This is a genomic window from Allobosea sp. P2_A10, assembly GCF_056405115.1.
The window spans coordinates 1-21,426 of sequence record NZ_JBFUCS010000025.1 but is presented as its reverse complement, the minus strand read 5'-3'; the positions used below and the strand labels follow the sequence as shown (position 1 = coordinate 21,426).

Annotated in this window: 20 protein-coding genes and 1 tRNA gene; 19 read left to right on the top strand and 2 right to left on the bottom strand. The window is 63.8% G+C overall.

The window, feature by feature from the left end; all coding sequences use genetic code 11:
• Positions 1 to 51: 51 nt before the first annotated feature.
• Both AC1DZY_RS23980 and AC1DZY_RS23975 read right to left on the bottom strand, forming a co-directional pair.
• Positions 52 to 588 carry a hypothetical protein gene (locus tag AC1DZY_RS23980; RefSeq protein WP_476822667.1) on the bottom strand — a complete coding sequence of 179 codons (537 nt, stop codon included), beginning with the start codon at positions 586 to 588 and terminating at the stop codon, positions 52 to 54.
• 47 nt (positions 589 to 635) lie between these two features.
• On the bottom strand, positions 636 to 905 hold the full coding sequence (locus tag AC1DZY_RS23975) for a hypothetical protein (protein ID WP_476822695.1): 270 nt from the start codon (positions 903 to 905) through the stop codon (positions 636 to 638).
• Here AC1DZY_RS23975 and tuf point away from each other — a divergent pair.
• The 19 genes from tuf to AC1DZY_RS23880 form a co-directional block, all read left to right on the top strand.
• Complete coding sequence (gene tuf, locus AC1DZY_RS23970) at positions 837 to 2,027, top strand: elongation factor Tu (protein ID WP_476822666.1); 1,191 nt, start codon at positions 837 to 839, stop codon at positions 2,025 to 2,027. The two genes, AC1DZY_RS23975 and tuf, sit on opposite strands and share 69 nt — an antisense overlap.
• A 103-nt stretch (positions 2,028 to 2,130) precedes the next feature.
• Positions 2,131 to 2,418, top strand: a complete 288-nt coding sequence (locus AC1DZY_RS23965) for a type II toxin-antitoxin system RelE/ParE family toxin (protein WP_476822665.1) — start codon at positions 2,131 to 2,133, stop codon at positions 2,416 to 2,418.
• 1 nt (position 2,419) lies between these two features.
• On the top strand, positions 2,420 to 2,701 hold the full coding sequence (locus AC1DZY_RS23960) for an addiction module antidote protein (protein WP_476822664.1): 282 nt from the start codon (positions 2,420 to 2,422) through the stop codon (positions 2,699 to 2,701).
• 151 nt (positions 2,702 to 2,852) lie between these two features.
• A complete protein-coding gene (locus AC1DZY_RS23955) occupies positions 2,853 to 3,761 on the top strand; it encodes a dihydrodipicolinate synthase family protein (protein WP_476822663.1) in 909 nt (302 codons plus the stop codon).
• 75 nt (positions 3,762 to 3,836) lie between these two features.
• Positions 3,837 to 3,912, top strand: a tRNA-Trp gene (locus AC1DZY_RS23950).
• Between the two features lie 245 nt (positions 3,913 to 4,157).
• Positions 4,158 to 4,427 (top strand): hypothetical protein, encoded by a 270-nt coding sequence (locus AC1DZY_RS23945; RefSeq protein ID WP_476822662.1) that lies wholly within the window; start codon positions 4,158 to 4,160, stop codon positions 4,425 to 4,427.
• A gap of 223 nt (positions 4,428 to 4,650) precedes the next feature.
• A complete protein-coding gene (secE, locus tag AC1DZY_RS23940) occupies positions 4,651 to 4,845 on the top strand; it encodes a preprotein translocase subunit SecE (protein WP_476822661.1) in 195 nt (64 codons plus the stop codon).
• Positions 4,846 to 4,859: 14 nt separating this feature from the next.
• The gene (nusG, locus tag AC1DZY_RS23935; RefSeq protein WP_476822660.1) at positions 4,860 to 5,393 is read left to right on the top strand and encodes a transcription termination/antitermination protein NusG; all 534 of its coding nucleotides are present in this window, start codon (positions 4,860 to 4,862) and stop codon (positions 5,391 to 5,393) included.
• A 123-nt stretch (positions 5,394 to 5,516) separates the two neighbouring features.
• Complete coding sequence (locus AC1DZY_RS23930; protein WP_476822659.1) at positions 5,517 to 6,005, top strand: cytochrome b; 489 nt, start codon at positions 5,517 to 5,519, stop codon at positions 6,003 to 6,005.
• 208 nt (positions 6,006 to 6,213) lie between these two features.
• Positions 6,214 to 6,645: a 50S ribosomal protein L11 gene (gene rplK / locus AC1DZY_RS23925; protein ID WP_476822658.1), complete on the top strand. Its 432-nt coding sequence runs from the start codon at positions 6,214 to 6,216 to the stop codon at positions 6,643 to 6,645.
• 11 nt (positions 6,646 to 6,656) lie between these two features.
• On the top strand, positions 6,657 to 7,355 hold the full coding sequence (gene rplA, locus AC1DZY_RS23920; RefSeq protein ID WP_476822657.1) for a 50S ribosomal protein L1: 699 nt from the start codon (positions 6,657 to 6,659) through the stop codon (positions 7,353 to 7,355).
• 507 nt (positions 7,356 to 7,862) lie between these two features.
• Entirely contained in the window at positions 7,863 to 8,378 is a 516-nt protein-coding gene (gene rplJ, locus AC1DZY_RS23915) for a 50S ribosomal protein L10 (RefSeq protein WP_476822656.1), read from the top strand.
• Positions 8,379 to 8,434: 56 nt separating this feature from the next.
• Positions 8,435 to 8,809 (top strand): 50S ribosomal protein L7/L12, encoded by a 375-nt coding sequence (gene rplL, locus AC1DZY_RS23910; RefSeq protein WP_476822655.1) that lies wholly within the window; start codon positions 8,435 to 8,437, stop codon positions 8,807 to 8,809.
• 362 nt (positions 8,810 to 9,171) lie between these two features.
• The gene (rpoB, locus tag AC1DZY_RS23905) at positions 9,172 to 13,323 is read left to right on the top strand and encodes a DNA-directed RNA polymerase subunit beta (RefSeq protein ID WP_476822654.1); all 4,152 of its coding nucleotides are present in this window, start codon (positions 9,172 to 9,174) and stop codon (positions 13,321 to 13,323) included.
• 126 nt (positions 13,324 to 13,449) lie between these two features.
• Complete coding sequence (rpoC, locus tag AC1DZY_RS23900; RefSeq protein ID WP_476822653.1) at positions 13,450 to 17,667, top strand: DNA-directed RNA polymerase subunit beta'; 4,218 nt, start codon at positions 13,450 to 13,452, stop codon at positions 17,665 to 17,667.
• Between the two features lie 486 nt (positions 17,668 to 18,153).
• Positions 18,154 to 18,525, top strand: coding sequence for a 30S ribosomal protein S12 (rpsL, locus tag AC1DZY_RS23895; RefSeq protein WP_038358286.1), 372 nt, complete (start codon positions 18,154 to 18,156; stop codon positions 18,523 to 18,525).
• Between the two features lie 71 nt (positions 18,526 to 18,596).
• Entirely contained in the window at positions 18,597 to 19,067 is a 471-nt protein-coding gene (gene rpsG / locus AC1DZY_RS23890; RefSeq protein WP_476822652.1) for a 30S ribosomal protein S7, read from the top strand.
• 35 nt (positions 19,068 to 19,102) lie between these two features.
• Positions 19,103 to 21,178, top strand: a complete 2,076-nt coding sequence (gene fusA, locus AC1DZY_RS23885; RefSeq protein ID WP_476822651.1) for an elongation factor G — start codon at positions 19,103 to 19,105, stop codon at positions 21,176 to 21,178.
• A 54-nt stretch (positions 21,179 to 21,232) separates the two neighbouring features.
• The coding region (locus AC1DZY_RS23880; RefSeq protein WP_476822650.1) for a GTP-binding protein at positions 21,233 to 21,426 on the top strand (194 nt) is incomplete at its 3' end.

The window sequence follows — 21,426 nt, the reverse complement described above, 5'->3', positions numbered from 1 at the left end:
GTCGTCCCAGACGACGCTCTGCCGGAGCGAAGGTCGCTACGCCTGATCGCCCTATGGCATGATCATCGGGATGCTGCTGCGGTCGAGCTGGCTGATCGTATTGGGAGCGTTGGTCGGTTCGGCGATGATCTTGTATTTCGGCACGATACCGGCCCTGAATTCGGTGATCGCGATGATGCGGGCGCGCTCGCGCTCGGAGAGGCTCGTGGTGCGTTTGATATCCTCGAATGCGGCTGGTCGCAGGCTGCCACCGCCGTCCCTGAGAATCAGCACACGGTTGGGCAGTACGACGATGTCGCCCCGGCGCAGCGTCTCGTCCTTGAGATACCAGTGCGGGTCCTTGGATGGGTCCAGCGTCGATTTCTGCAGGATGGGCGGACGCTCGGTCTGTGGCGCGGCGGTCTTGCGCGCCTTCTTGCGTACGGTGACGTTGAGGGGGTCCGTTTCCGGCTCGTAAAGGCGCGGCGGGGGACTTCCGACGCCAAACAGCGCGTCGAGCAGACCGGCCTGCGCGGGGCTGGCGAGGGCTGTCGCGACCGTGGCTGCAAGCAGCAGGCTGACGGGTAGGGAAGTAGGGGAACGCAACATATCCGACCGCTCTGCAGGAAACCTCGCCGCGATATGTCATAAATTCTCTAAATTGTAGATTCACGACAGCCGAAAATTTTTGGTTTTTTCGGCTGAAGGTTCACGAACATCATGAGCCGTCGAAAGCGCGGTTCCCGGTCGGTGCGGGCTGGGCGTTCTCGGGGCGCAACCTTGCATCCCCGGCCAAAACCCCCTAATGCGACCGCGTTTTCCGGCCGCGTAGGGCCGTCGATCAGGAACAGGGTGTCATGGCCAAAGAGAAATTCGCTCGCACGAAGCCGCATTGCAACATTGGAACGATTGGTCACGTCGACCATGGCAAGACGTCCTTGACGGCTGCGATCACGAAGGTTTTGGCTGAGTCTGGCGGTGCGTCGTTCACGGCGTATGACCAGATCGACAAGGCTCCCGAGGAGAAGGCGCGCGGGATCACGATCTCGACGGCGCATGTCGAGTACGAGACGGCGGCGCGGCATTACGCCCATGTCGACTGCCCCGGCCACGCCGACTATGTGAAGAACATGATCACGGGCGCAGCCCAGATGGACGGCGCGATCCTGGTGGTGTCGGCGGCCGACGGCCCGATGCCTCAGACCCGCGAGCACATCCTGCTGGCGCGCCAGGTCGGCGTGCCCGCGCTGGTGGTGTTCATGAACAAGGTCGATCTCGTCGACGACGCCGAGCTGCTCGAGCTGGTCGAGATGGAGATCCGCGAGCTTCTGTCGAAGTACGACTTCCCCGGCGACGACATCCCGATCACCAAGGGTTCGGCGAAGGTTGCGCTGGATGGCGGCGACAAGGCGATCGGCCATGACGCGGTCGTGGCGCTGATGAAGACGGTCGACGACTACATCCCGCAGCCGGCGCGTCCCCTGGACCTGCCGTTCCTGATGCCGGTCGAGGACGTGTTCTCGATCTCGGGCCGCGGCACGGTGGTGACGGGTCGCGTCGAGCGCGGCATCGTCAAGGTCGGCGAGGAAATCGAGATCGTGGGCCTGAAGGACACGGTCAAGACGACGGTGACGGGCGTCGAGATGTTCCGCAAGCTGCTCGACCAGGGCCAGGCTGGCGACAACATCGGCGCGCTGCTTCGCGGCACCAAGCGCGAGGACGTCGAGCGCGGGCAGATCCTGTGCAAGCCGGGTTCGGTGAAGCCGCACACCAAGTTCAAGGCCGAGGCCTATATCCTGACCAAGGAGGAGGGCGGTCGTCATACCCCGTTCTTCACCAACTACCGCCCGCAGTTCTACTTCCGCACGACGGACGTGACCGGGGTGGTGCACCTGCCCGAGGGCACGGAGATGGTGATGCCTGGTGACAACATCACCATGGAAGTGCACCTGATCGTGCCGATCGCCATGGAAGAGAAGCTGCGCTTCGCCATCCGCGAAGGCGGACGCACCGTCGGCGCAGGCGTCGTCGCAAGCATCATCGCCTGAGCCAGACGTTCAGCCTTGAATTTGGGGAAGGGCGGTAACGGAACCGCCCTTTTTCATTTGAGGCCGTATCGACATCAAGTGTTTTGTGAACTATAGTTCACGCATGCTGCAGGTCAGGCAGACGGCGGTCTTTCGCGATTGGCTTGATCGCCTGAAAGACCATATCGCTGCTCAACGCATCGCCAAGCGGATCCTGCGCCTGCAATCGGGCCTTGTCGGAGATGCCAAGTTCTTCGACGGCATCGGCGAACTCAGGATCGATCATGGGCCTGGATATCGAATTTACTTCGTTCAGCAGGGCGGCGAACTCGTGATCTTGCTGTGCGGTGGCGACAAGGGCAGTCAGAGCCGGGACATCGAACGAGCAAAGCTCATGGCAAAGGAATTTTGACATGGCGATCGAGACATATCCGTTCGACGCGGCAAAATACCTGACAACGCCGGAAAGTCAGGCCGATCTGCTCGCGGATGCCTTCGACAGCGGTGACGCTGCCTATATCGCCAATGCGCTCGGCGTCGTGGCGCGAGCCCGGGGAATGACCGAAGTCGCGCGCGGAGCGGGCGTGACGCGCGAGGCGCTATACAAGGCGCTGAGCGAAAACGGCGATCCGCGCCTTTCGACGCTGCTTGGTGTCCTGAAATCACTCGGAATCAAACTGACGGTAGCGGCCTAAGCGATGCTAGATCGGCGCTTTGCCACCATACATGCTTTCGACGATCGGACTTCCGGCGCGAACGTGCTGAACAGCTGCCGCGGAACGTGATTGACTGTTCCTCAAGAGAGGTTGGCCATCGCACACGACCTCCGAGAACAGGGAGGTTACGATGCGTTTCAAGCCGCCGTTCCCCGGCATCCACGCCATTCTCTACGCACTGTTCGACGCGCAGGAGCGGCTCGATCGGGTGGCGATGCGCAAGCAGGCTGAACTCTGCATCGGTCTTGGCGTGCAGGGTGTCGCGGCGCTCGGATTGGCGACCGAGGTCTCGAAGCTGAGCTTTGCCGAGCGTCGGACCGTCATGGAGTGGCTCGCGGAGGACAATGCCGGCCGGGTTCCGCTCGCCTTCACCATTTTCGGCTCGTCGGTCGCCGAGCAGGTCGAACTCGTCAGAGCGGCCGAGAGCTGCGGCGCCGACTGGGTTATCCTGCAGCCGCCCATGGTCGGCTCATTCGGGGCAGCCGAGTACATCCGCTTCTTCGGTCGCGTCGCCGAGGCGACGGCGCTGCCGGTCGCGATCCAGAACGCGCCGGCCTATATGGGCCGCGGCCTTTCGGCAGACGACATCCGCGAGTTGGTCCGCCAGCATCCGAACATCCAGCTGATCAAGGGCGAGGGCAGCGCGACCGAGATCCGCCATCTGATCGAGGTCACGCGGGAGACGTTGCCGATCCTGAACGGGCGGGGCGGACTTGAGCTGATCGACAATCTCGAAGCCGGCTGCGCCGGCATGATCCTGGCTCCGGACACAATCGACCATGCCCTGCTGGCCTATGCGCGCCACCTCGCGCGGGATAAGGCGGGGGTCGAGGCGGCTTATCGCGAGGTGTTGCCGGCGATCGTCTTCATCATGCAGTCGATCGAAACGATGCTCTGCTATGGCAAGCGGATCATGGGCGTGCGCGCCGGAATCGAGATTCACGACCGGTCCCCCGCAATGCGTCCGACAGCCTTTGGCCTGACGCTCGTCGCGAAATATGCCGCACAGCTCGGCCCGTATCGCGGCATTGACGCCTGAAACCGTCCTGCCGGAGCGGCCATGCGTTTTCGACTTGAAAAGCTCAGGCCTTTGGGGCAAACCACCGCCGACTACAGGGGTGTAGCTCAGTTGGTAGAGTACCGGTCTCCAAAACCGGTTGTCGTAGGTTCGAGCCCTACCGCCCCTGCCAAGAATTGAATTGCGATATCAATGGATTGGGCGGCGCACGCAACGTGTGGCCGCCCTTTTTCATGCCGCGCTTGCGAGTGGCTGCGCGCATTTCCCGGCATTTCGACGCATTGTAATGAGTGCCCCGAGGCATTGGCGGGAACCATCCGGCGTGCGTTGGGTTGATGTCTGCCCGCTCTCCGCGGCGCGAAAGGATCCGGGATGAATCTGAAATCATTTGTTGGCGCAACGTTTGGCGCCATTGCTTTGGCAGCTGCCGCTATCGCTGCCCCCGCAACGGCAGGCGCGGCCGAAGCCCTGCCTGCGCAAGTTGCGCGGCAACTCGACGATCAGGCCGTCGGATTCACTGCGACCGCCGCCCATGAGCGCCGGATGGAGATCATCCGGAACACCAACCGGCAGCGCTACGGGCGCGGAAGCTACGGACGTGGAGGCTATGGGCGCGGACCCGGCTATGGGTATCGCCGCGGCTATGGCGGTCCTCGGCCCGGCTATCGTCGCGGGTACGGCTACTGATCAGGGCACTCCGGTGCGGCCTCGTCCGCGCCTGTCCCTCAGGCGCGTCCGACGCCGCGGCGCGCGATCTGAAAAGCCGCTTGGCTAACGACCCGGCCCGTTGTATGAGGCTCGTCATGACGGCGCGCGGCTCCCTGAGCCCCGCGCCGCGAATGTTTCAGGACGGCCGATTCGGCGGTGCGGCGGTGGTTCGCAGCGCGGCTTCGGAACCCAAGGTGACGTGATGGCGAAGTCCAATCCCTTCAGCTTCCTGCAGGATGTCCGCAACGAGGCGACCAAGGTCACCTGGCCGTCGCGGCGCGAGACACTGATCACGACGGGCCTCGTGCTCGCCATGGTCGTGGTCTCCAGCCTGTTCTTCCTCTTCGCCGACACGATCATCCGCTGGTCGCTCGGCCTCATCCTCGGCGCCCGCTGAACGGAATCAGACACGTGAACACCCGCTGGTACATCGTCCACGCCTATTCCAACTTCGAGAACAAGGTTGCGCAGTCGATCCGCGACCAGGCGGCGCAGCGCAACCTCGCCGACAAGTTCGACGAGGTGCTGGTGCCGACCGAGAAGGTCGTCGAGGTCCGGCGCGGCCGCAAGGTCGATGCCGAGCGCAAGTTCTTCCCCGGCTACGTGCTGGTGAAATGCGAAATGACCGACGAGGTCTACCACCTGATCAAGAACACGCCGAAGGTCACCGGCTTCCTCGGCGCCGACAAGGCCAAGCCCATGCCGATCCCCGAGCATGAGGCGATGCGGATCAAGGGCCAGGTCGCGGAGGGCATCGAGCGGCCCAAGCCGACGATCGTGTTCGAGATCGGCGAGCAGGTGAAGGTCGCCGATGGCCCCTTCGCCTCGTTCAACGGCGTCGTCGAGGATGTCGACCATGGTCGCGCACGGCTCAAGGTCGCCGTCTCGATCTTCGGCCGCGCCACGCCGGTCGAGCTCGAATACAGCCAGGTCGAGAAGCTCTGAGCGGGACGCCTGCGATCACGGGCTCGCGAGGCCGGCGGATCGCCGGTCGCTGGGCGGCTTGGTTAAGGCCTCGTTAAGTGAGCTGACGCAAGGTCTTCGCCGGCAACCCCGGCGTGGACACGCATGTTTCCCAAGAGTTTCAAGGCAACGGTACCGCAGCGCATGGCCCTTTGGGGCGGCCTGCTTGGTATGCTCGCTTGCCTGTTGGCTGCGCTCTATACCTTCCACAAGGTCTGCGGCGTCAGTCTGCTCGGGCTGGTGCTGCTGCGGCTGTGCTATCGCATCGCCGCGCAACTCTCGGGCCGCTGGCGCAGGGGCGCGGGCAGCCATTGGGTCCATGGCGTGCTCTATGCCGGGCTCGTCCTCGTGCCGCTGCTCGGCTGGGCCGGGATTTCCGACTATGGTGCGCGCGGTGTCTATTTCGGCCTGTCCCTGCCGCCGATCTGGCCGGAGGGAGCGGGCTATGCGGACTGGCTGTTCAAGAGCCACGCCGTGCTCGCCTTCACGCTGATCGGCCTTGTCGCGGTCCATATCGGGCTGGCGCTCGGCGACTACATTCAGCGCGGCGGGAGCCGGGCCGTCTTCGCCCCACAGGATGTGAAGGCCGGATAAAGCGCCTGAGACCTGCTGAAAATGCTTTCCCTGCGCGGCCGACTGTGCCATAGCCCGGCCCTCACATGCGTGGGAGGCAAGCCGGTCGCCAACCGGAATTCCCTGCCGTACCACGCTCTGCAACCATCCCGGTCCGGAACGAAGTCGTTCACGGGCGGGGTTGTCGTCGTTCCGATAGGCATCGGGGCGGGCGGCAGGAGCAGCCATCATGGCAAAGAAGATCACGGGCTACGTGAAGCTTCAGGTTCCGGCGGGCGCGGCCAATCCGTCGCCGCCGATCGGTCCGGCGCTGGGTCAGCGCGGTCTCAACATCATGGAATTCTGCAAGGCCTTCAACGCGAAGACCGCGCAGATGGAGAAGGGTATGCCGATCCCGGTGATCATCACCGCGTATCAGGACCGCTCCTTCACCTTCGAGATGAAGCAGCCGCCGGTGTCGTACTGGCTGAAGAAGGCCGCCGGCCTGACCTCGGGCTCCAAGACCCCCGGTCGCGGCGGCAATGTCGGCAAGGTCACTGTCGCCCAGATCACCGAGATCGCCGAAAAGAAGATGGCCGATCTCAACTGCGATTCGGTCGAATCCGCCTCGTCCATGATCAAGGGCTCCGCCCGGTCCATGGGCCTGGAAGTCGTGGGCTGAGGGGAGCGATTATGGCACATATCGGAAAGCGCGTCGTCAAGGGCCGTGACGGCATTGACCGCACCAAGCTCTACCCGCTCAGCGACGCAATCAACTTCGTCAAGGAGCGCGCCACCGCCAAGTTCGACGAGACCGTCGAGGTCTCGATGAATCTCGGTGTCGATCCGCGCCACGCCGACCAGATGGTCCGCGGCGTCTGCAACCTGCCCAACGGTTCGGGCCGGGTGCTTCGCGTCGCCGTGTTCGCCCGCGGCGCCAAGGCCGAGGAGGCCAAGAAGGCCGGAGCCGACATCGTCGGCGCCGAGGATCTGGTCGAGATCGTCTCCAAGGGCACGATCGACTTCGACCGCTGCATCGCGACCCCCGACATGATGCCGCTCGTCGGCCGTCTCGGTAAGGTTCTCGGCCCGCGCGGCCTGATGCCGAACCCGAAGGTCGGTACCGTCACCATGGACCTGACCTCGGCGGTTGCTGCGTCCAAGGGCGGTTCGGTCGAGTTCCGCGTCGAGAAGGCCGGCATCGTGCATGCCGCAGTCGGCAAGGTCTCGTTCTCGGCCGAGAAGCTCGCCGAGAACATCAAGGCGTTCGCCGATTCGGTCGCCAAGGCCAAGCCTGCCGGCGCCAAGGGCACCTATGTCCAGCGCGTCGCGATCTCCTCGACCATGGGTCCGGGCGTCAAGATCGAGCCCAACACGGTCATGGGCGGCTGAGAGGCCTGACGGCTGGCGTTTCGCCGGCCGTCGCCCTGGACTTGACCCGACTGCGTCAAGTCCCCACTTGGCAGAGACAGGCGAAGGCGTTAAGACGCAATCCTGTTTCCATAAGTGATGTGGGCTCCAGCGCGCTTGTCGCGAAGGGGTCCGTTTCGCGTTTTTTGGCGGTTCGCCGCCGAAAGATGGGTGTTTGGGGTGCCAAGAGCGATCTTTGCACCCGAATCATCCAGTCCTGTCTGAGACTGCAGGTGCACTGAGGGTTCGCCCGAGGGCATAATTTCGCCAAGAGGCCTGCATAGACGGTGCAAGAGCTCAAGCGGGATCGCAAGGTCCCGAAGACGGTTCGAACCATCTCGCCCGATCAAGGCCAGCCATGGCCAGGAGCGGGGACAGGGCACTGAGCGTCGCTTTCTTCAAGCGCCGGTGTCAACCGGGGTCTAGTCGAGAGCGACACGTGCAACCGGCGGCAAGCCCTCAAGCCTGCCGCCTACCGGAGAGAGCCCAGTGGATAGAACGGCAAAGAATGATGCCGTCGCGTCGCTGAACGCGGTGTTTGCGAACACCTCGGTCGTCGTCGTGGCCCACTATGCGGGTTTGACGGTGGCCCAGTTCCAGAAGCTTCGTCGCGAGATGAAGGCGAATGGCGCCACCGTGAAGGTCGCAAAGAACCGGCTGGCCAAGATCGCTCTTGAAGGCACCGACGTCGCGTCCGTCAGCAACCTGCTGACGGGGCCCACCCTGATCGCCTATTCCAACGATCCGGTCGCGGCGCCGAAGGTCGCCATCGCCTTCGCCAAGGACAATGACAAGCTCGTCATTCTCGGCGGCGCGATGGGCAAGACCGCCCTGAACCCCGAAGGTGTCAAGGCTCTGGCCTCGATGCCCTCGCTCGATGAACTGCGCGCCAAGTTGCTCGGCCTTCTCCTGGCCCCGGCAACGAAGATCGCCCAGCTCTCGACCGCGCCTGCAGCCAAGCTCGCGCGCGTGTTCCAGGCATATGCCGACAAGGAAGCGGCCTGATCCAGGCCAGTTACCCCTGATCAACGTTCGAACCTCTTACCAAACAGGAGCCAATCATGGCTGATCTTGCCAAGCTCGTTGACGAGCTGTCGTCCCTCACGGTCCTCGAGGCCGCCGACCTCGCCAAGCTTCTCGAAGAGAAGTGGGGCGTTTCCGCCGCCGCCGCCGTCGCAGTCGCCGGCCCCGCCGCCGGCCCCGCCGCGGCTGCCGTCGAAGAGCAGACCGAGTTCACGGTCATGCTTGCCGCCTTCGGCGACAAGAAGATCGAGGTCATCAAGGAAGTCCGCGCCATCACCGGCCTGGGCCTCAAGGAAGCCAAGGATCTGGTCGAGGCCGCTCCGAAGGCCGTGAAGGAAGGCGTTACCAAGGACGAAGCCGAGAAGCTGAAGAAGCAGCTCGAGGGCGTCGGCGCCAAGGTCGAGCTCAAGTGAGCAGGGCCGGCTGATGCCGGTCCGACCCTAACACTACAAACAGTCCCGGGGCGGTCTCCGCCTCCGGGGCTGTTGCGTCGTTTCCGCACTGGCGTGCGGAAGGTTGCAAGCGCTACGAACGCAGCTTCCGGTTGCGGGGGCTTCGAGAAGATTTCGGCGCGATGGCGCCGAGCGGTTCACCCGGCGGCCATGCCGCCTTTTGTCCGGCGGGCCGCCGGGTGAGCCGTCCAGGGCTGGATGATGTCGGGTCGGATCGATCGGGCATCCGAATCCGCCCCTGAACTGTAGGGTTGGGGCAGGGCGTTTCCCGGAGGGTGGTTTCCACCGTCTGGCGTCATGTCCCCGAGATTGCGAGGAACAACATGGTCAATTCGCTCCAGGGCCGCAGGCGCGTCCGCAAGTTCTTCGGAAAACTCAAGGAAGTCGCGCAGATGCCGAACCTCATCGAGGTTCAGAAGGCGTCTTACGACCAGTTCCTGATGGTCGAGGAGCCCAAGGGCGGCCGCGGCGACGAAGGCCTGCAGTCGGTTTTCCGTTCGGTCTTCCCGATCGGCGATTTCTCCGGCGCCTCCCTGCTCGAATTCGTCAAGTACACCTTCGAGCCGCCGAAATACGATGTCGACGAGTGCCGCCAGCGCGGCATGACCTTCTCGGCGCCGCTCAAGGTGACGCTGCGCCTGATCGTGTTCGATATCGATCCCGATACCCAGGCGAAGTCGGTCAAGGACATCAAGGAGCAGGACGTCTACATGGGCGACATGCCGCTCATGACCGATAACGGCACCTTCATCGTCAACGGCACCGAGCGCGTCATCGTCTCGCAGATGCACCGTTCGCCGGGCGTGTTCTTCGACCACGACAAGGGCAAGACCCATTCGTCGGGCAAGCTGTTGTTCGCCGCGCGGATCATCCCCTATCGCGGCTCGTGGCTGGACATCGAGTTCGACGCCAAGGACATCGTCTACGCGCGCATCGACCGGAAGCGTAAGATCCCGGTGACGTCGCTGCTGTTTGCGCTCGGCATGGACGGCGAAGAGATCCTCAGCCGCTTCTACGCCCATATCACCTATGTCCGCGACGGCAAGGGCTGGCGCGTTCCCTATGACGCCGAGCGCATGAAGGGCTTCAAGGCCACCGTCGACCTGATCGACGCCGACACCGGCGAAGTCGTGGTCGAAGCCGGCAAGAAGCTCGTCGCGCGAACCGCGCGGCAGCTCGCCGAGAAGGGCCTGAAGTTCCTGCGCGCGACCGACGAGGACCTTGTCGGCCAGTACATCGCCGAGGACATCGTCGATCCCGAGACGGGTGAAGTCCACGCCGAGGCCGGCGAAGAGCTGGCCATGGCCGCCGAGGCCAAGACCGGCGAAATGAAGGGCAACCTCGTCGATCTGATCGCCAAGGGTTACACCGAGATCACGGTGCTCGACATCGACCACATCACGGTCGGTCCCTACATCCGCAACACGCTGACCGTGGACAAGAACTCGCGCCGCGAAGAGGCGCTGTTCGACATCTATCGCGTGATGCGTCCCGGCGAGCCGCCGACGCTCGAAACCGCCGAGAACATGTTCCAGTCGCTGTTCTTCGATTCGGAGCGCTACGACCTGTCGGCCGTCGGCCGCGTCAAGATGAACATGCGTCTCGACCTCGACGCCGAGGACACCGTGCGCATCCTGCGCAAGGAAGACATCTTCGCGGTCGTCAAGGCGCTGGTCGACCTGCGCGACGGCAAGGGCGAGATCGACGACATCGACCATCTCGGCAACCGCCGGGTGCGCTCGGTCGGCGAGCTCATGGAGAACCAGTATCGCCTCGGCCTGCTGCGCATGGAGCGCGCCATCAAGGAGCGCATGTCGTCGGTCGACATCGACACCGTGATGCCGCAGGACCTGATCAACGCGAAGCCCGCGGCTGCCGCGGTGCGCGAATTCTTCGGCTCGTCGCAGCTCTCGCAGTTCATGGATCAGACGAACCCGCTCTCGGAAGTCACGCATAAGCGTCGCCTTTCGGCGCTTGGACCTGGCGGTCTGACGCGTGAGCGCGCCGGCTTCGAGGTGCGCGACGTGCACCCGACCCATTACGGCCGCATCTGCCCGATCGAGACGCCGGAAGGCCCGAATATCGGCCTGATCAACTCGCTCGCGACCTTTGCGCGCGTCAACAAGTACGGCTTCATCGAGAGCCCCTATCGCCGCATCCGCGACGGCAAGCAGACCGAGGAGATCATCTATCTCTCGGCAATGGAGGAGGCGAAGTACAACGTCGCCCAGGCCAATGCCGCCGTCGACAAGGAAGGCCGCCTCACCGACGACCTGATCGTCTGCCGCCGCGCCGGCGAGGTCATCGTCACGCCGGTCGACAAGGTCGACTTCCAGGACGTTTCGCCCAAGCAGCTGGTTTCGGTCGCGGCCGCGCTGATCCCGTTCCTCGAGAACGACGACGCCAACCGCGCGCTGATGGGCTCGAACATGCAGCGCCAGGCGGTGCCGCTGGTTCGCGCCGATGCGCCCTTCGTCGGCACCGGCATGGAAGCGGTCGTCGCCCGTGACTCTGGCGCGGCCATCGCGGCCCGTCGCGCCGGCATCGTCGACCAGGTCGATGCGACGCGTATCGTCATCCGCGCTTCGGACGAGATGGATCCGACCAAGCCCGGCGTCGATATCTACCGCCTGCAGAAGTTCCAGCGCTCCAACCAGTCGACCTGCATCACGCAGCGTCCGCTGGTGCGCGTCGGCGACGTCATCAAGAAGGGTGACATCGTCGCCGACGGCCCGTCGACCGAGTTCGGCGAGCTCGCGCTCGGCCGCAACGTGCTCGTCGCGTTCATGCCGTGGAACGGCTACAACTTCGAGGACTCGATCCTGCTCTCGGAGAAGATCGTCTCGGAAGACATCTTCACCTCGATCCATATCGAGGAATTCGAGGTCATGGCCCGCGACACCAAGCTCGGGCCGGAGGAAATCACGCGCGATATTCCCAACGTCTCGGAAGAAGCGCTGAAGAACCTCGATGAAGCCGGCATCGTCTATATCGGCGCCGAAGTGGCTGCGGGCGACATCCTCGTCGGCAAGATCACGCCCAAGGGCGAAAGCCCGATGACGCCGGAAGAGAAGCTGCTGCGCGCCATCTTCGGCGAGAAGGCCTCCGATGTTCGCGACACCTCGCTGCGGGTTCCGCCCGGCGTGCAGGGCACGATCGTCGAAGTGCGCGTGTTCAATCGCCATGGCGTCGACAAGGACGAACGCGCCCAGGCGATCGAGCGCGAGGAAATCGAGCGTCTCGCCAAGGACCGCGACGACGAGCAGGCGATCCTCGACCGCAACACGTTCGCGCGTCTGGCCGACATCCTGACCGGCAAGACCGGTCTCGCCGGGCCCAAGGGCTTCAAGAAGGACACCGTCATCACCCGCGAGGGCATGACCGAGTTCCCGCGTTCGCAGTGGTGGCTGTTCGCCACCGGCGACGACGCCCTGATGACCGAAATCGAGGCGATGCGGAAGCAGTACGACGAATCGAAGAAGCGCCTCGAGCAGCGCTTCCTCGACAAGGTCGAGAAGCTGCAGCGTGGCGACGAACTGCCGCCCGGCGTGATGAAGATGGTCAAGGTCTTCGTCGCGGTGAAGCGCAAGATCCAGCCCGGCGACAAGATGGCCGGCCGTCACGGCAACAAGGGCGTGGTCTCGCGCATCGTGGCTGCCGAGGACATGCCGTTCCTCGAGGACGGCACCCATGCCGACATCGTGCTCAACCCGCTCGGCGTGCCGTCGCGCATGAATGTCGGCCAGATCCTGGAAACCCATCTCGGATGGGCGGCTGCGGGTCTCGGCAAGCAGATCGGCAAGGCGATCGACGCCTACAAGAAGGCGCACGACGTCAAGGCGCTGCGGGCGTCGTTCGATGCCGTCTACGACGACAACGAGATCATCGCCTCGATGGACGAGAACGAGCTCGTCGAAATGGGCGAAAATCTTCGTCGCGGCGTGCCGATGGCGACGCCGGTGTTCAACGGCGCCAAGGAGGCCGATATCGAGCGGCTGCTGGAGCAGGCGGGTCTGCACTCATCTGGTCAGTCGACGCTGTATGACGGTCGCACCGGCGAGCCCTTCGACCGCAAGGTCACGATGGGCTACATCTACATGCTGAAGCTGCACCATCTGGTCGACGACAAGATCCACGCCCGTTCGATCGGCCCGTACTCGCTCGTGACCCAGCAGCCGCTGGGCGGCAAGGCGCAGTTCGGCGGACAGCGCTTCGGCGAGATGGAGGTCTGGGCGCTCGAAGCGTATGGCGCCGCCTACACCCTGCAGGAAATGCTGACGGTGAAGTCGGACGACGTTGCGGGCCGCACCAAGGTGTACGAGTCGATCGTGCGCGGCGAGGACAACTTCGAGGCGGGCATCCCCGAGAGCTTCAACGTGCTCGTCAAGGAAATGCGTTCGCTCGGCCTCAATGTCGAACTGATCAACAACAAGCCCAAGACCGGCGAATTGCCGCCGGCCGAAGCGGCCGAATAAGCCAGTCGTTCCCTAAGGAACGGCGGAAGACGACATCATGCCGGCGACACTCACGCCGCCGGTTGATCGCATGAAGGCCGGGCAGGGTGGTTCCAGAGACCCCCGCCGGCGGCAGGAGAGCAGGCGATGAAGCAAGAGGTCATGAATCTCTTTGGGCAGCAGCCGGTGCAGCAGGCGTTCGATGCGATCCGCATCTCGATCGCCAGCCCGGAGAAAATCCTGTCCTGGTCCTATGGCGAGATCAAGAAGCCCGAGACCATCAACTACCGGACCTTCAAGCCCGAGCGCGACGGCCTGTTCTGCGCCCGCATCTTCGGGCCGATCAAGGACTACGAGTGCCTGTGCGGCAAGTACAAGCGCATGAAGTTCAAGGGCGTCATCTGCGAGAAGTGCGGCGTGGAAGTCACGCTCGCCCGCGTCCGGCGCGAGCGCATGGGCCATATCGAGCTCGCCGCCCCCGTCGCCCATATCTGGTTCCTGAAGTCGCTGCCCTCGCGCATCGGCCTCCTGATGGACATGCCGCTCAAGGATCTCGAGCGCATCCTCTATTTCGAGTCGTATGTGGTCATCGAGCCGGGCCTGACCCCGCTCAAGGACCGTCAGCTGCTCTCGGAAGAAGAGTATGTCCGCTGCCAGGAAGAGTACGGCGCGGATACCTTCACTGCGATGATCGGCGCGGAAGCCATCCGCGAGATGCTGCGCGCGCTCGACCTCGACCAGATCAACGCCGATCTCAAGCATGAGATCGCGACGACGACGTCTGAGCTGAAGCCCAAGAAGCTGATGAAGCGTCTCAAGATCATCGAGGCGTTCCAGCTTTCGGGCAACAAGCCGGAATGGATGGTCATGACCATCGTCCCGGTGATCCCGCCCGATCTGCGCCCGCTGGTGCCGCTCGACGGCGGCCGCTTCGCGACGTCGGACCTGAACGACCTCTATCGTCGCGTCATCAACCGCAACAACCGCCTGAAGCGGCTGATCGAGCTGCGCGCGCCTGACATCATCATCCGCAACGAGAAGCGGATGCTGCAGGAATCGGTCGATGCGCTGTTCGACAACGGGCGTCGCGGCCGCGTCATCACCGGCGCCAACAAGCGTCCGCTGAAGTCGCTCGCCGACATGCTGAAGGGCAAGCAGGGCCGCTTCCGCCAGAACCTGCTCGGCAAGCGCGTGGACTATTCCGGCCGCTCGGTCATCGTCGTCGGCCCGGAGCTGAAGCTGCACCAGTGCGGCCTGCCCAAGAAGATGGCGCTGGAGCTGTTCAAGCCGTTCATCTATGCGCGCCTCGACGCCAAGGGCTACTCGACCACGGTCAAGCAGGCCAAGAAGCTGGTCGAGAAGGAGAAGCCGGAGGTCTGGGACATCCTGGACGAGGTCATCCGCGAGCATCCGGTGATGCTGAACCGCGCGCCGACGCTGCACCGCCTTGGCATCCAGGCCTTCGAGCCCACGCTGATCGAGGGCAAGGCGATCCAGCTTCACCCGCTGGTCTGCGCCGCGTTCAACGCCGACTTCGACGGCGACCAGATGGCCGTGCACGTTCCGCTGTCGCTCGAGGCGCAGCTGGAAGCGCGCGTGCTGATGATGTCGACCAACAACATCCTGCATCCGGCGAACGGCCTGCCGATCATCGTGCCGTCGCAGGACATCGTGCTGGGCCTGTATTACCTCTCGATCGTCTCGGACGGCGAGCCGGGCCAGGGCAAGATCTTCGGCGATATCGGAGAGCTTGAATTCGCGCTGCACGAGAAGGTCGTGACGCTGCATTCGAAGATCAAATATCGCTGGACCGGCCTCGGCGCCGACGGCAAGGACTACACCAAGATCTACGACACCACGCCTGGTCGCGTGATCCTCTCGACCGCGCTGCCCCGGCACGCGAACATGACCTTCGACGTCAGCAACCGCCTGATGACGAAGAAGGAAATCTCCGGGATGATCGACGCCGTGTATCGCGGCTGCGGTCAGAAGGAGTCGGTGATCTTCTGTGACCGCATCATGTCGCTGGGCTTCACACACGCCTTCAAGGCCGGCATCTCCTTCGGCAAGGACGACATGGTCGTGCCGGAGAACAAGTGGGAGATCGTCGACACCACGCGCGCGCTCGCCAAGGATTACGAGCAGCAGTACCAGGACGGCCTGATCACGCAGGGCGAGAAGTACAACAAGGTCGTCGACGCCTGGGCGAAGTGCTCGGACAAGCTCGCCCAGGAGATGATGCTGCGCATCTCGACGGTGAAGAAGGACAAGGACGGCCGCGATCTGCCGATCAACTCGATCTATATGATGAGCCATTCGGGTGCGCGCGGTTCGCCAGCCCAGATGAAGCAGCTCGCGGCGATGCGCGGCCTGATGGCCAAGCCCTCGGGCGAGATCATCGAGTCGCCGATCATCTCTAACTTCAAGGAAGGCCTCGACGTTCTCGAGTACTTCAACTCGACCCACGGCGCCCGCAAGGGCCTCGCCGACACCGCGCTCAAGACGGCCAACTCCGGCTATCTCACGCGCCGTCTCGTCGACGTGGCGCAGGATGCCATCATCTCCGAAGTCGATTGCGGCTCGGAGAGCGGCATCAAGATGCGCGCCATCATCGACGCGGGCCAGGTCGTCGCCTCGCTCGGCATCCGCATCCTCGGCCGTTCGGCCGCGGAGGATGTCACCGATATCGACGGCAAGGTTCTGGTGCCGAAGGGCACGATGATCGACGAGGCGCATATCGAGGCGATCAACGCCGCCGGCGTGCAGGAGGTGAAGATCCGTTCGGTGCTGACCTGCGCCACCAAGAACGGCGTCTGCGCGACCTGCTACGGACGCGATCTCGCCCGCGGCACGCCCGTCAACATGGGTGAAGCCGTCGGCGTCATCGCGGCGCAGTCGATCGGCGAGCCGGGTACGCAGCTCACCATGCGCACCTTCCACATCGGCGGCGCGGCGACGATCGCCGACCAGTCCTTCGTGGAGTCGAACTTCGAGGGCGTGGTGAAGATGCGCAACCGCAATGTGGCGCGCAACTCGGACGGCGACCTGATCGCCATGGCGCGCAACATCGCCGTCGTGATCGTCGGACCAGACGGCGCCGAGCGCGCGGTTCACCGCGTCCAGTTCGGCTCCAAGCTGCGTGTCGACGAGGGCGACAAGGTCAAGCGCGGCCAGCGCCTGATCGAGTGGGACCCCTATTCCCGCCCGATCCTGGCGGAAGTGGACGGCACGGTCGGCTACGAGGATCTCGTGGACGGCATGTCGATCACCGAGACGACCGACGAGGCGACGGGCATCAACAAGCGCGTCGTCATCGACTGGCGCGGCTCGGCCCGCACGTCGGACCTGCGTCCGGCGCTGACGGTGCACGGCCCCGACGGCAAGATCGCCAAGCTCGCGCGTGGCGGCGAAGCCCGCTACATCCTGCCTGTCGAGGGCATCATCTCGATGGAGCCGGGCGCTCACATCAAGGCTGGCGACGTGCTGGCGCGTGTCTCGACCGACTCGGCCAAGACCCGCGACATCACCGGCGGTCTTCCGCGCGTGGCGGAACTGTTCGAGGCGCGCCGTCCCAAGGATGCGGCGATCATCGCCGAGAAGGCCGGCGTCATCGGCTTCGGCAAGGACTACAAGAACAAGCGTCGGGTCACGCTGACCCCGCATGATGGTTCCGACGGGCTCGAATACCTGATCCCGAAGGGCAAGCACATCCATCTCCAGGACGGCGACGTCGTCGAGATGGGCGACTATATCCTCGACGGCAATCCGGCCCCGCACGACATCCTTGCGATCAAGGGCGTCGAGGAGCTGGCGGCTTATCTGGTGAACGAGATCCAGGAGGTCTATCGCCTCCAGGGCGTGGGCATCAACGACAAGCACATCGAGGTGATCGTCCGGCAGATGCTGCAGAAGATCGAGATCACCGAGTCGGGAGATACCGACATCCTGACCGGCGACCAGATCGACCGCATCGAGCTGCAGGAGATCAACGCGAAGATGAAGGAAGAGGGCAAGAAGCCCGCTTCCGGAGTGCCCGTCCTGCTCGGCATCACCAAGGCGAGCCTGCAGACGCGGTCGTTCATCTCGGCGGCGTCGTTCCAGGAAACCACCCGCGTCCTCACCGAGGCGGCGGTCAACGGCAAGTACGACACGCTGGAAGGCCTCAAGGAGAACGTCATCGTCGGCTCGCTGATCCCGGCCGGCACCGGCGCGCAGGTCGCCCGCATCAAGCAGGTGGCGACGCGTCGCGACGATCTCATCGTCAGCCAGAAGGCGGATGCCGCAGCCAAGGCGGCCAAGGCCGCCAATGCGGCGGCAGCCAGCGCGGCCGCGGCCATCGCTGCGGCCTTGCCCGCAGCCGAGTAAGGTTGCCGGCGCTCGGGCGCCTCAGCCATCGATCCTGATCGAGGCCGTCCTTCGGGGCGGCCTCTTTCATATGAGGACCTTGCGCGTTCGAATGCGTCTGGACGCCATCCATCGGCATGAGGGCCCTGGTTTCGCTCCGGAGCTGGACTGATCCGGCGGTGAGGGCCGCCAAATGCTAATTCGGGGTTGACGCGACTCGGATGCCGAGTCATAAGCGCGCCACTGTCGGTGGTTGTCGGACACGTATGTCGCTCTTGCCTCGTTGCGAGCGAATTTCGCGGCCGAAACTCCACCGGAAATTCCAGCGTCGATAGACGACATGGCAGGATGCATGAGCGCGGGGTAACCCGTGGTCCTCTGCTGGCGAACGCGCCTGAGGTTTCCCTGCCGGGAGCCGATGGCGCGGCTTCGTTTGTGTCATGGCTTCGTTCGGTCTGGGCCACGGACCTAAAGATTTCCAAACGCTCAGTGGAGCGAGAGGCCAGAATGCCGACAATCAGCCAGCTCATTCGCAAGCCGCGTTCGCCCGTCAAGGCGCGCAACACCGCTCCGGCGCTCGAGTCCTGCCCGCAGAAGCGCGGCGTCTGCACGCGCGTTTATACGACGACGCCGAAGAAGCCCAACTCGGCGCTCCGCAAGGTCGCCAAGGTGCGGCTGACCAATGGCTTCGAGGTGATCGGGTACATTCCCGGTGAAGGCCACAACCTTCAGGAACACTCCGTCGTCATGATCCGCGGCGGCCGCGTCAAGGATTTGCCCGGCGTGCGCTACCACATCCTGCGCGGCGTGCTCGACACCCAGGGCGTCAAGAACCGCAAGCAGCGTCGTTCGAAGTACGGCGCCAAGCGTCCGAAGTGAGTTCTGCCTGATTGGCAGGGCGATGAGCCCAGCCGGTTCGCAGCGTTTTAGATTTGACCGGAGACTAGACGATGTCCCGCCGCCATAGCGCTGAAAAGCGTGAGATCATTCCCGATCCGAAGTTCCACGATATCATCGTGACGAAGTTCATGAATTCGGTGATGTACGAAGGCAAGAAGTCGACCGCCGAGCGGATCGTCTACGGCGCTTTCGAAATCATCGAAGGCAAAATGAAGAGCGATCCGCTCGCCGTCTTCAAGAGCGCGCTCGAGAACGTTGCTCCGGCGATCGAAGTCCGCTCGCGTCGCGTCGGCGGCGCCACCTACCAGGTTCCGGTCGAGGTTCGCACCGAGCGCCGTCAGGCGCTGGCGATCCGCTGGCTGATCACGGCCGCCCGCGGCCGCAACGACAAGACGATGGTCGAGCGGCTCTCCTCGGAGCTGATGGACGCCGCCAACAACCGCGGCAACGCGGTGAAGAAGCGTGAAGACACGCACCGGATGGCGGAAGCCAACCGCGCGTTCTCGCACTACCGCTGGTAACCGTTCGGCAGATTTGAGAAAGACAGAGCGCTCCTATGGCACGCACTCATCCCATCGACCGATACCGCAATTTCGGCATCATGGCGCATATCGACGCCGGCAAGACGACGACGACCGAGCGCGTGCTGTTTTATACCGGCAAGTCGCACAAGATCGGCGAAGTCCATGACGGCGCGGCCACCATGGACTGGATGGAGCAGGAGCAGGAGCGTGGCATTACGATCACCTCGGCTGCCACCACCTGCCTGTGGCGCGAGCATCGCCTGAACATCATCGACACGCCTGGCCACGTCGACTTCACCATCGAAGTCGAGCGTTCGCTGCGCGTGCTCGACGGCGCCGTCTGCGTGCTCGACGGCAACCAGGGCGTCGAGCCCCAGACCGAGACCGTCTGGCGCCAGGCCGACAAGTATGACGTGCCGCGCATCGTGTTCGTCAACAAGATGGACAAGATCGGCGCCGATTTCTATCGCTGCGTCCAGGACATCATCGACCGCRTCGCCGGCAAGCCCGTCTGCCTGCAGATCCCGATCGGGTCTGAATCCGACTTCGTCGGCGTCATCGACCTGATCAAGATGAAGGCGATCGTCTGGAACGGCGAGGCCCTCGGCGCGACCTTCGAAGAGAAGGACATTCCCGCCGATCTCGCCGACAAGGCCGCCGAATACCGCAACAAGCTGGTCGAAGCCGCCGTCGACATGGACGACGTGGCGATGGAGGCCTATCTCGAAGGCACCGAGCCCGACGCCGAGACGCTGCGTCGCCTGGTCCGGACCGCCGTCCAGCGCCGCGCCTTCCATCCCGTGCTGTGCGGTTCGGCCTTCAAGAACAAGGGCGTCCAGCCGCTTCTTGATGCAGTGGTTGATTTCCTGCCTTCGCCCGTCGACCGTGGCGAGATCAAGGGCATCGACTTCAAGACCGAGGAAGAGACCGTTCGTCATCCGACGGACGAGGATCCCTTCTCCATGCTCGCCTTCAAGATCATGGACGATCCCTTCGTCGGCACCATCACCTTCTGCCGCGTCTATTCCGGCAAGGTCGAGACTGGCGCAGGCGTGATCAATTCGACCCGCGACAAGAAAGAGCGTGTCGGCCGCATGCTGCTGATGCACGCCAACAACCGCGAGGACATCAAGGAGGCTTTCGCCGGCGACATCGTCGCGCTGGCCGGCCTCAAGGATGTCCGCACCGGCGACACGCTGTGCGATCCGATCAAGTCCGTCATCCTCGAGCGGATGGAGTTCCCCGAGCCGGTCATCACGATCGCGATCGAGCCGAAGTCCAAGGCCGACCAGGAGAAGCTTGGTCTGGCGCTGGCGAAGCTCGCCAACGAGGATCCGTCCTTCCGCGTCTCGACCGACCAGGAGAGCGGCCAGACCATTCTCAAGGGCATGGGCGAACTGCATCTCGACATCAAGGTCGACATCCTGCGCCGGACCTACAAGGTGGACGCCAATATCGGCGCGCCGCAGGTGGCCTATCGCGAGACGCTGACCAAGAAGGTCGACATCGACTACACCCACAAGAAGCAGACCGGCGGCACGGGTCAGTTCGCCCGCGTCAAGCTGACGGTCGAGCCGAATGAAGTCGGCAAGGGCTTCCTGTTCGAGTCCAAGGTCATCGGCGGGTCGGTTCCGAAGGAATACATCCCCGGCGTCGAAAAGGGCCTGAACTCGGTCATCGGATCGGGCGTCATCGCCGGCTTCCCGGTGGTGGACGTCAAGGTGACGCTGACCGACGGCGCCTTCCACGAGGTCGACTCGTCGGCTCTCGCCTTCGAAATCGCGTCGCGTGCCGCGCTGCGTGAAGGTCTGCAGAAGGGTGGCTCCGTGCTGCTCGAGCCGATCATGAAGGTCGAGGTCGTGACCCCGGAAGATTATACCGGTTCGGTCATCGGCGACCTGAACTCGCGTCGCGGCCAGATCCAGGGCCAGGACATGCGCGGCAACGCCGTCGTCGTCAACGCGATGGTGCCGCTCGCCAACATGTTCGGCTACGTCAACCAGCTGCGCTCGTTCAGCCAGGGACGCGCCAACTACACCATGCAGTTCGACCACTATGAGCAGGTTCCTTCGGCGGTCGCCGCCGAGGTCCAGGCCAAATACGCCTGATCTGCGATATCTGAACCCTTTTCGATTAAAAACGACTGACGGACGGAGGCTACGATGGCCAAAGAGAAATTCGCTCGCACGAAGCCGCATTGCAACATTGGAACGATTGGTCACGTCGACCATGGCAAGACGTCCTTGACGGCTGCGATCACGAAGGTTTTGGCTGAGTCTGGCGGTGCGTCGTTCACGGCGTATGACCAGATCGACAAGGCTCCCGAGGAGAAGGCGCGCGGGATCACGATCTCGAC

What these genes read in the sequence shown, in the direction of transcription:
- AC1DZY_RS23975 (WP_476822695.1), bottom strand. Translation starts at nt 905, where the DNA reads ATGGTCGACGTGACCAATCGTTCCAATGTTGCAATGCGGCTTCGTGCG.
- AC1DZY_RS23980 (WP_476822667.1), bottom strand. Translation starts at nt 588, where the DNA reads ATGTTGCGTTCCCCTACTTCCCTACCCGTCAGCCTGCTGCTTGCAGCC.
- secE (WP_476822661.1), top strand. Translation starts at nt 4,651, where the DNA reads ATGGCGAAGTCCAATCCCTTCAGCTTCCTGCAGGATGTCCGCAACGAG.
- rplK (WP_476822658.1), top strand. Translation starts at nt 6,214, where the DNA reads ATGGCAAAGAAGATCACGGGCTACGTGAAGCTTCAGGTTCCGGCGGGC.
- rpsL (WP_038358286.1), top strand. Translation starts at nt 18,154, where the DNA reads ATGCCGACAATCAGCCAGCTCATTCGCAAGCCGCGTTCGCCCGTCAAG.
- rpoB (WP_476822654.1), top strand. Translation starts at nt 9,172, where the DNA reads ATGGTCAATTCGCTCCAGGGCCGCAGGCGCGTCCGCAAGTTCTTCGGA.
- rpsG (WP_476822652.1), top strand. Translation starts at nt 18,597, where the DNA reads ATGTCCCGCCGCCATAGCGCTGAAAAGCGTGAGATCATTCCCGATCCG.
- AC1DZY_RS23955 (WP_476822663.1), top strand. Translation starts at nt 2,853, where the DNA reads ATGCGTTTCAAGCCGCCGTTCCCCGGCATCCACGCCATTCTCTACGCA.
- rplA (WP_476822657.1), top strand. Translation starts at nt 6,657, where the DNA reads ATGGCACATATCGGAAAGCGCGTCGTCAAGGGCCGTGACGGCATTGAC.
- AC1DZY_RS23960 (WP_476822664.1), top strand. Translation starts at nt 2,420, where the DNA reads ATGGCGATCGAGACATATCCGTTCGACGCGGCAAAATACCTGACAACG.
- tuf (WP_476822666.1), top strand. Translation starts at nt 837, where the DNA reads ATGGCCAAAGAGAAATTCGCTCGCACGAAGCCGCATTGCAACATTGGA.
- AC1DZY_RS23965 (WP_476822665.1), top strand. Translation starts at nt 2,131, where the DNA reads ATGCTGCAGGTCAGGCAGACGGCGGTCTTTCGCGATTGGCTTGATCGC.
- AC1DZY_RS23930 (WP_476822659.1), top strand. Translation starts at nt 5,517, where the DNA reads ATGTTTCCCAAGAGTTTCAAGGCAACGGTACCGCAGCGCATGGCCCTT.
- rplL (WP_476822655.1), top strand. Translation starts at nt 8,435, where the DNA reads ATGGCTGATCTTGCCAAGCTCGTTGACGAGCTGTCGTCCCTCACGGTC.
- rpoC (WP_476822653.1), top strand. Translation starts at nt 13,450, where the DNA reads ATGAAGCAAGAGGTCATGAATCTCTTTGGGCAGCAGCCGGTGCAGCAG.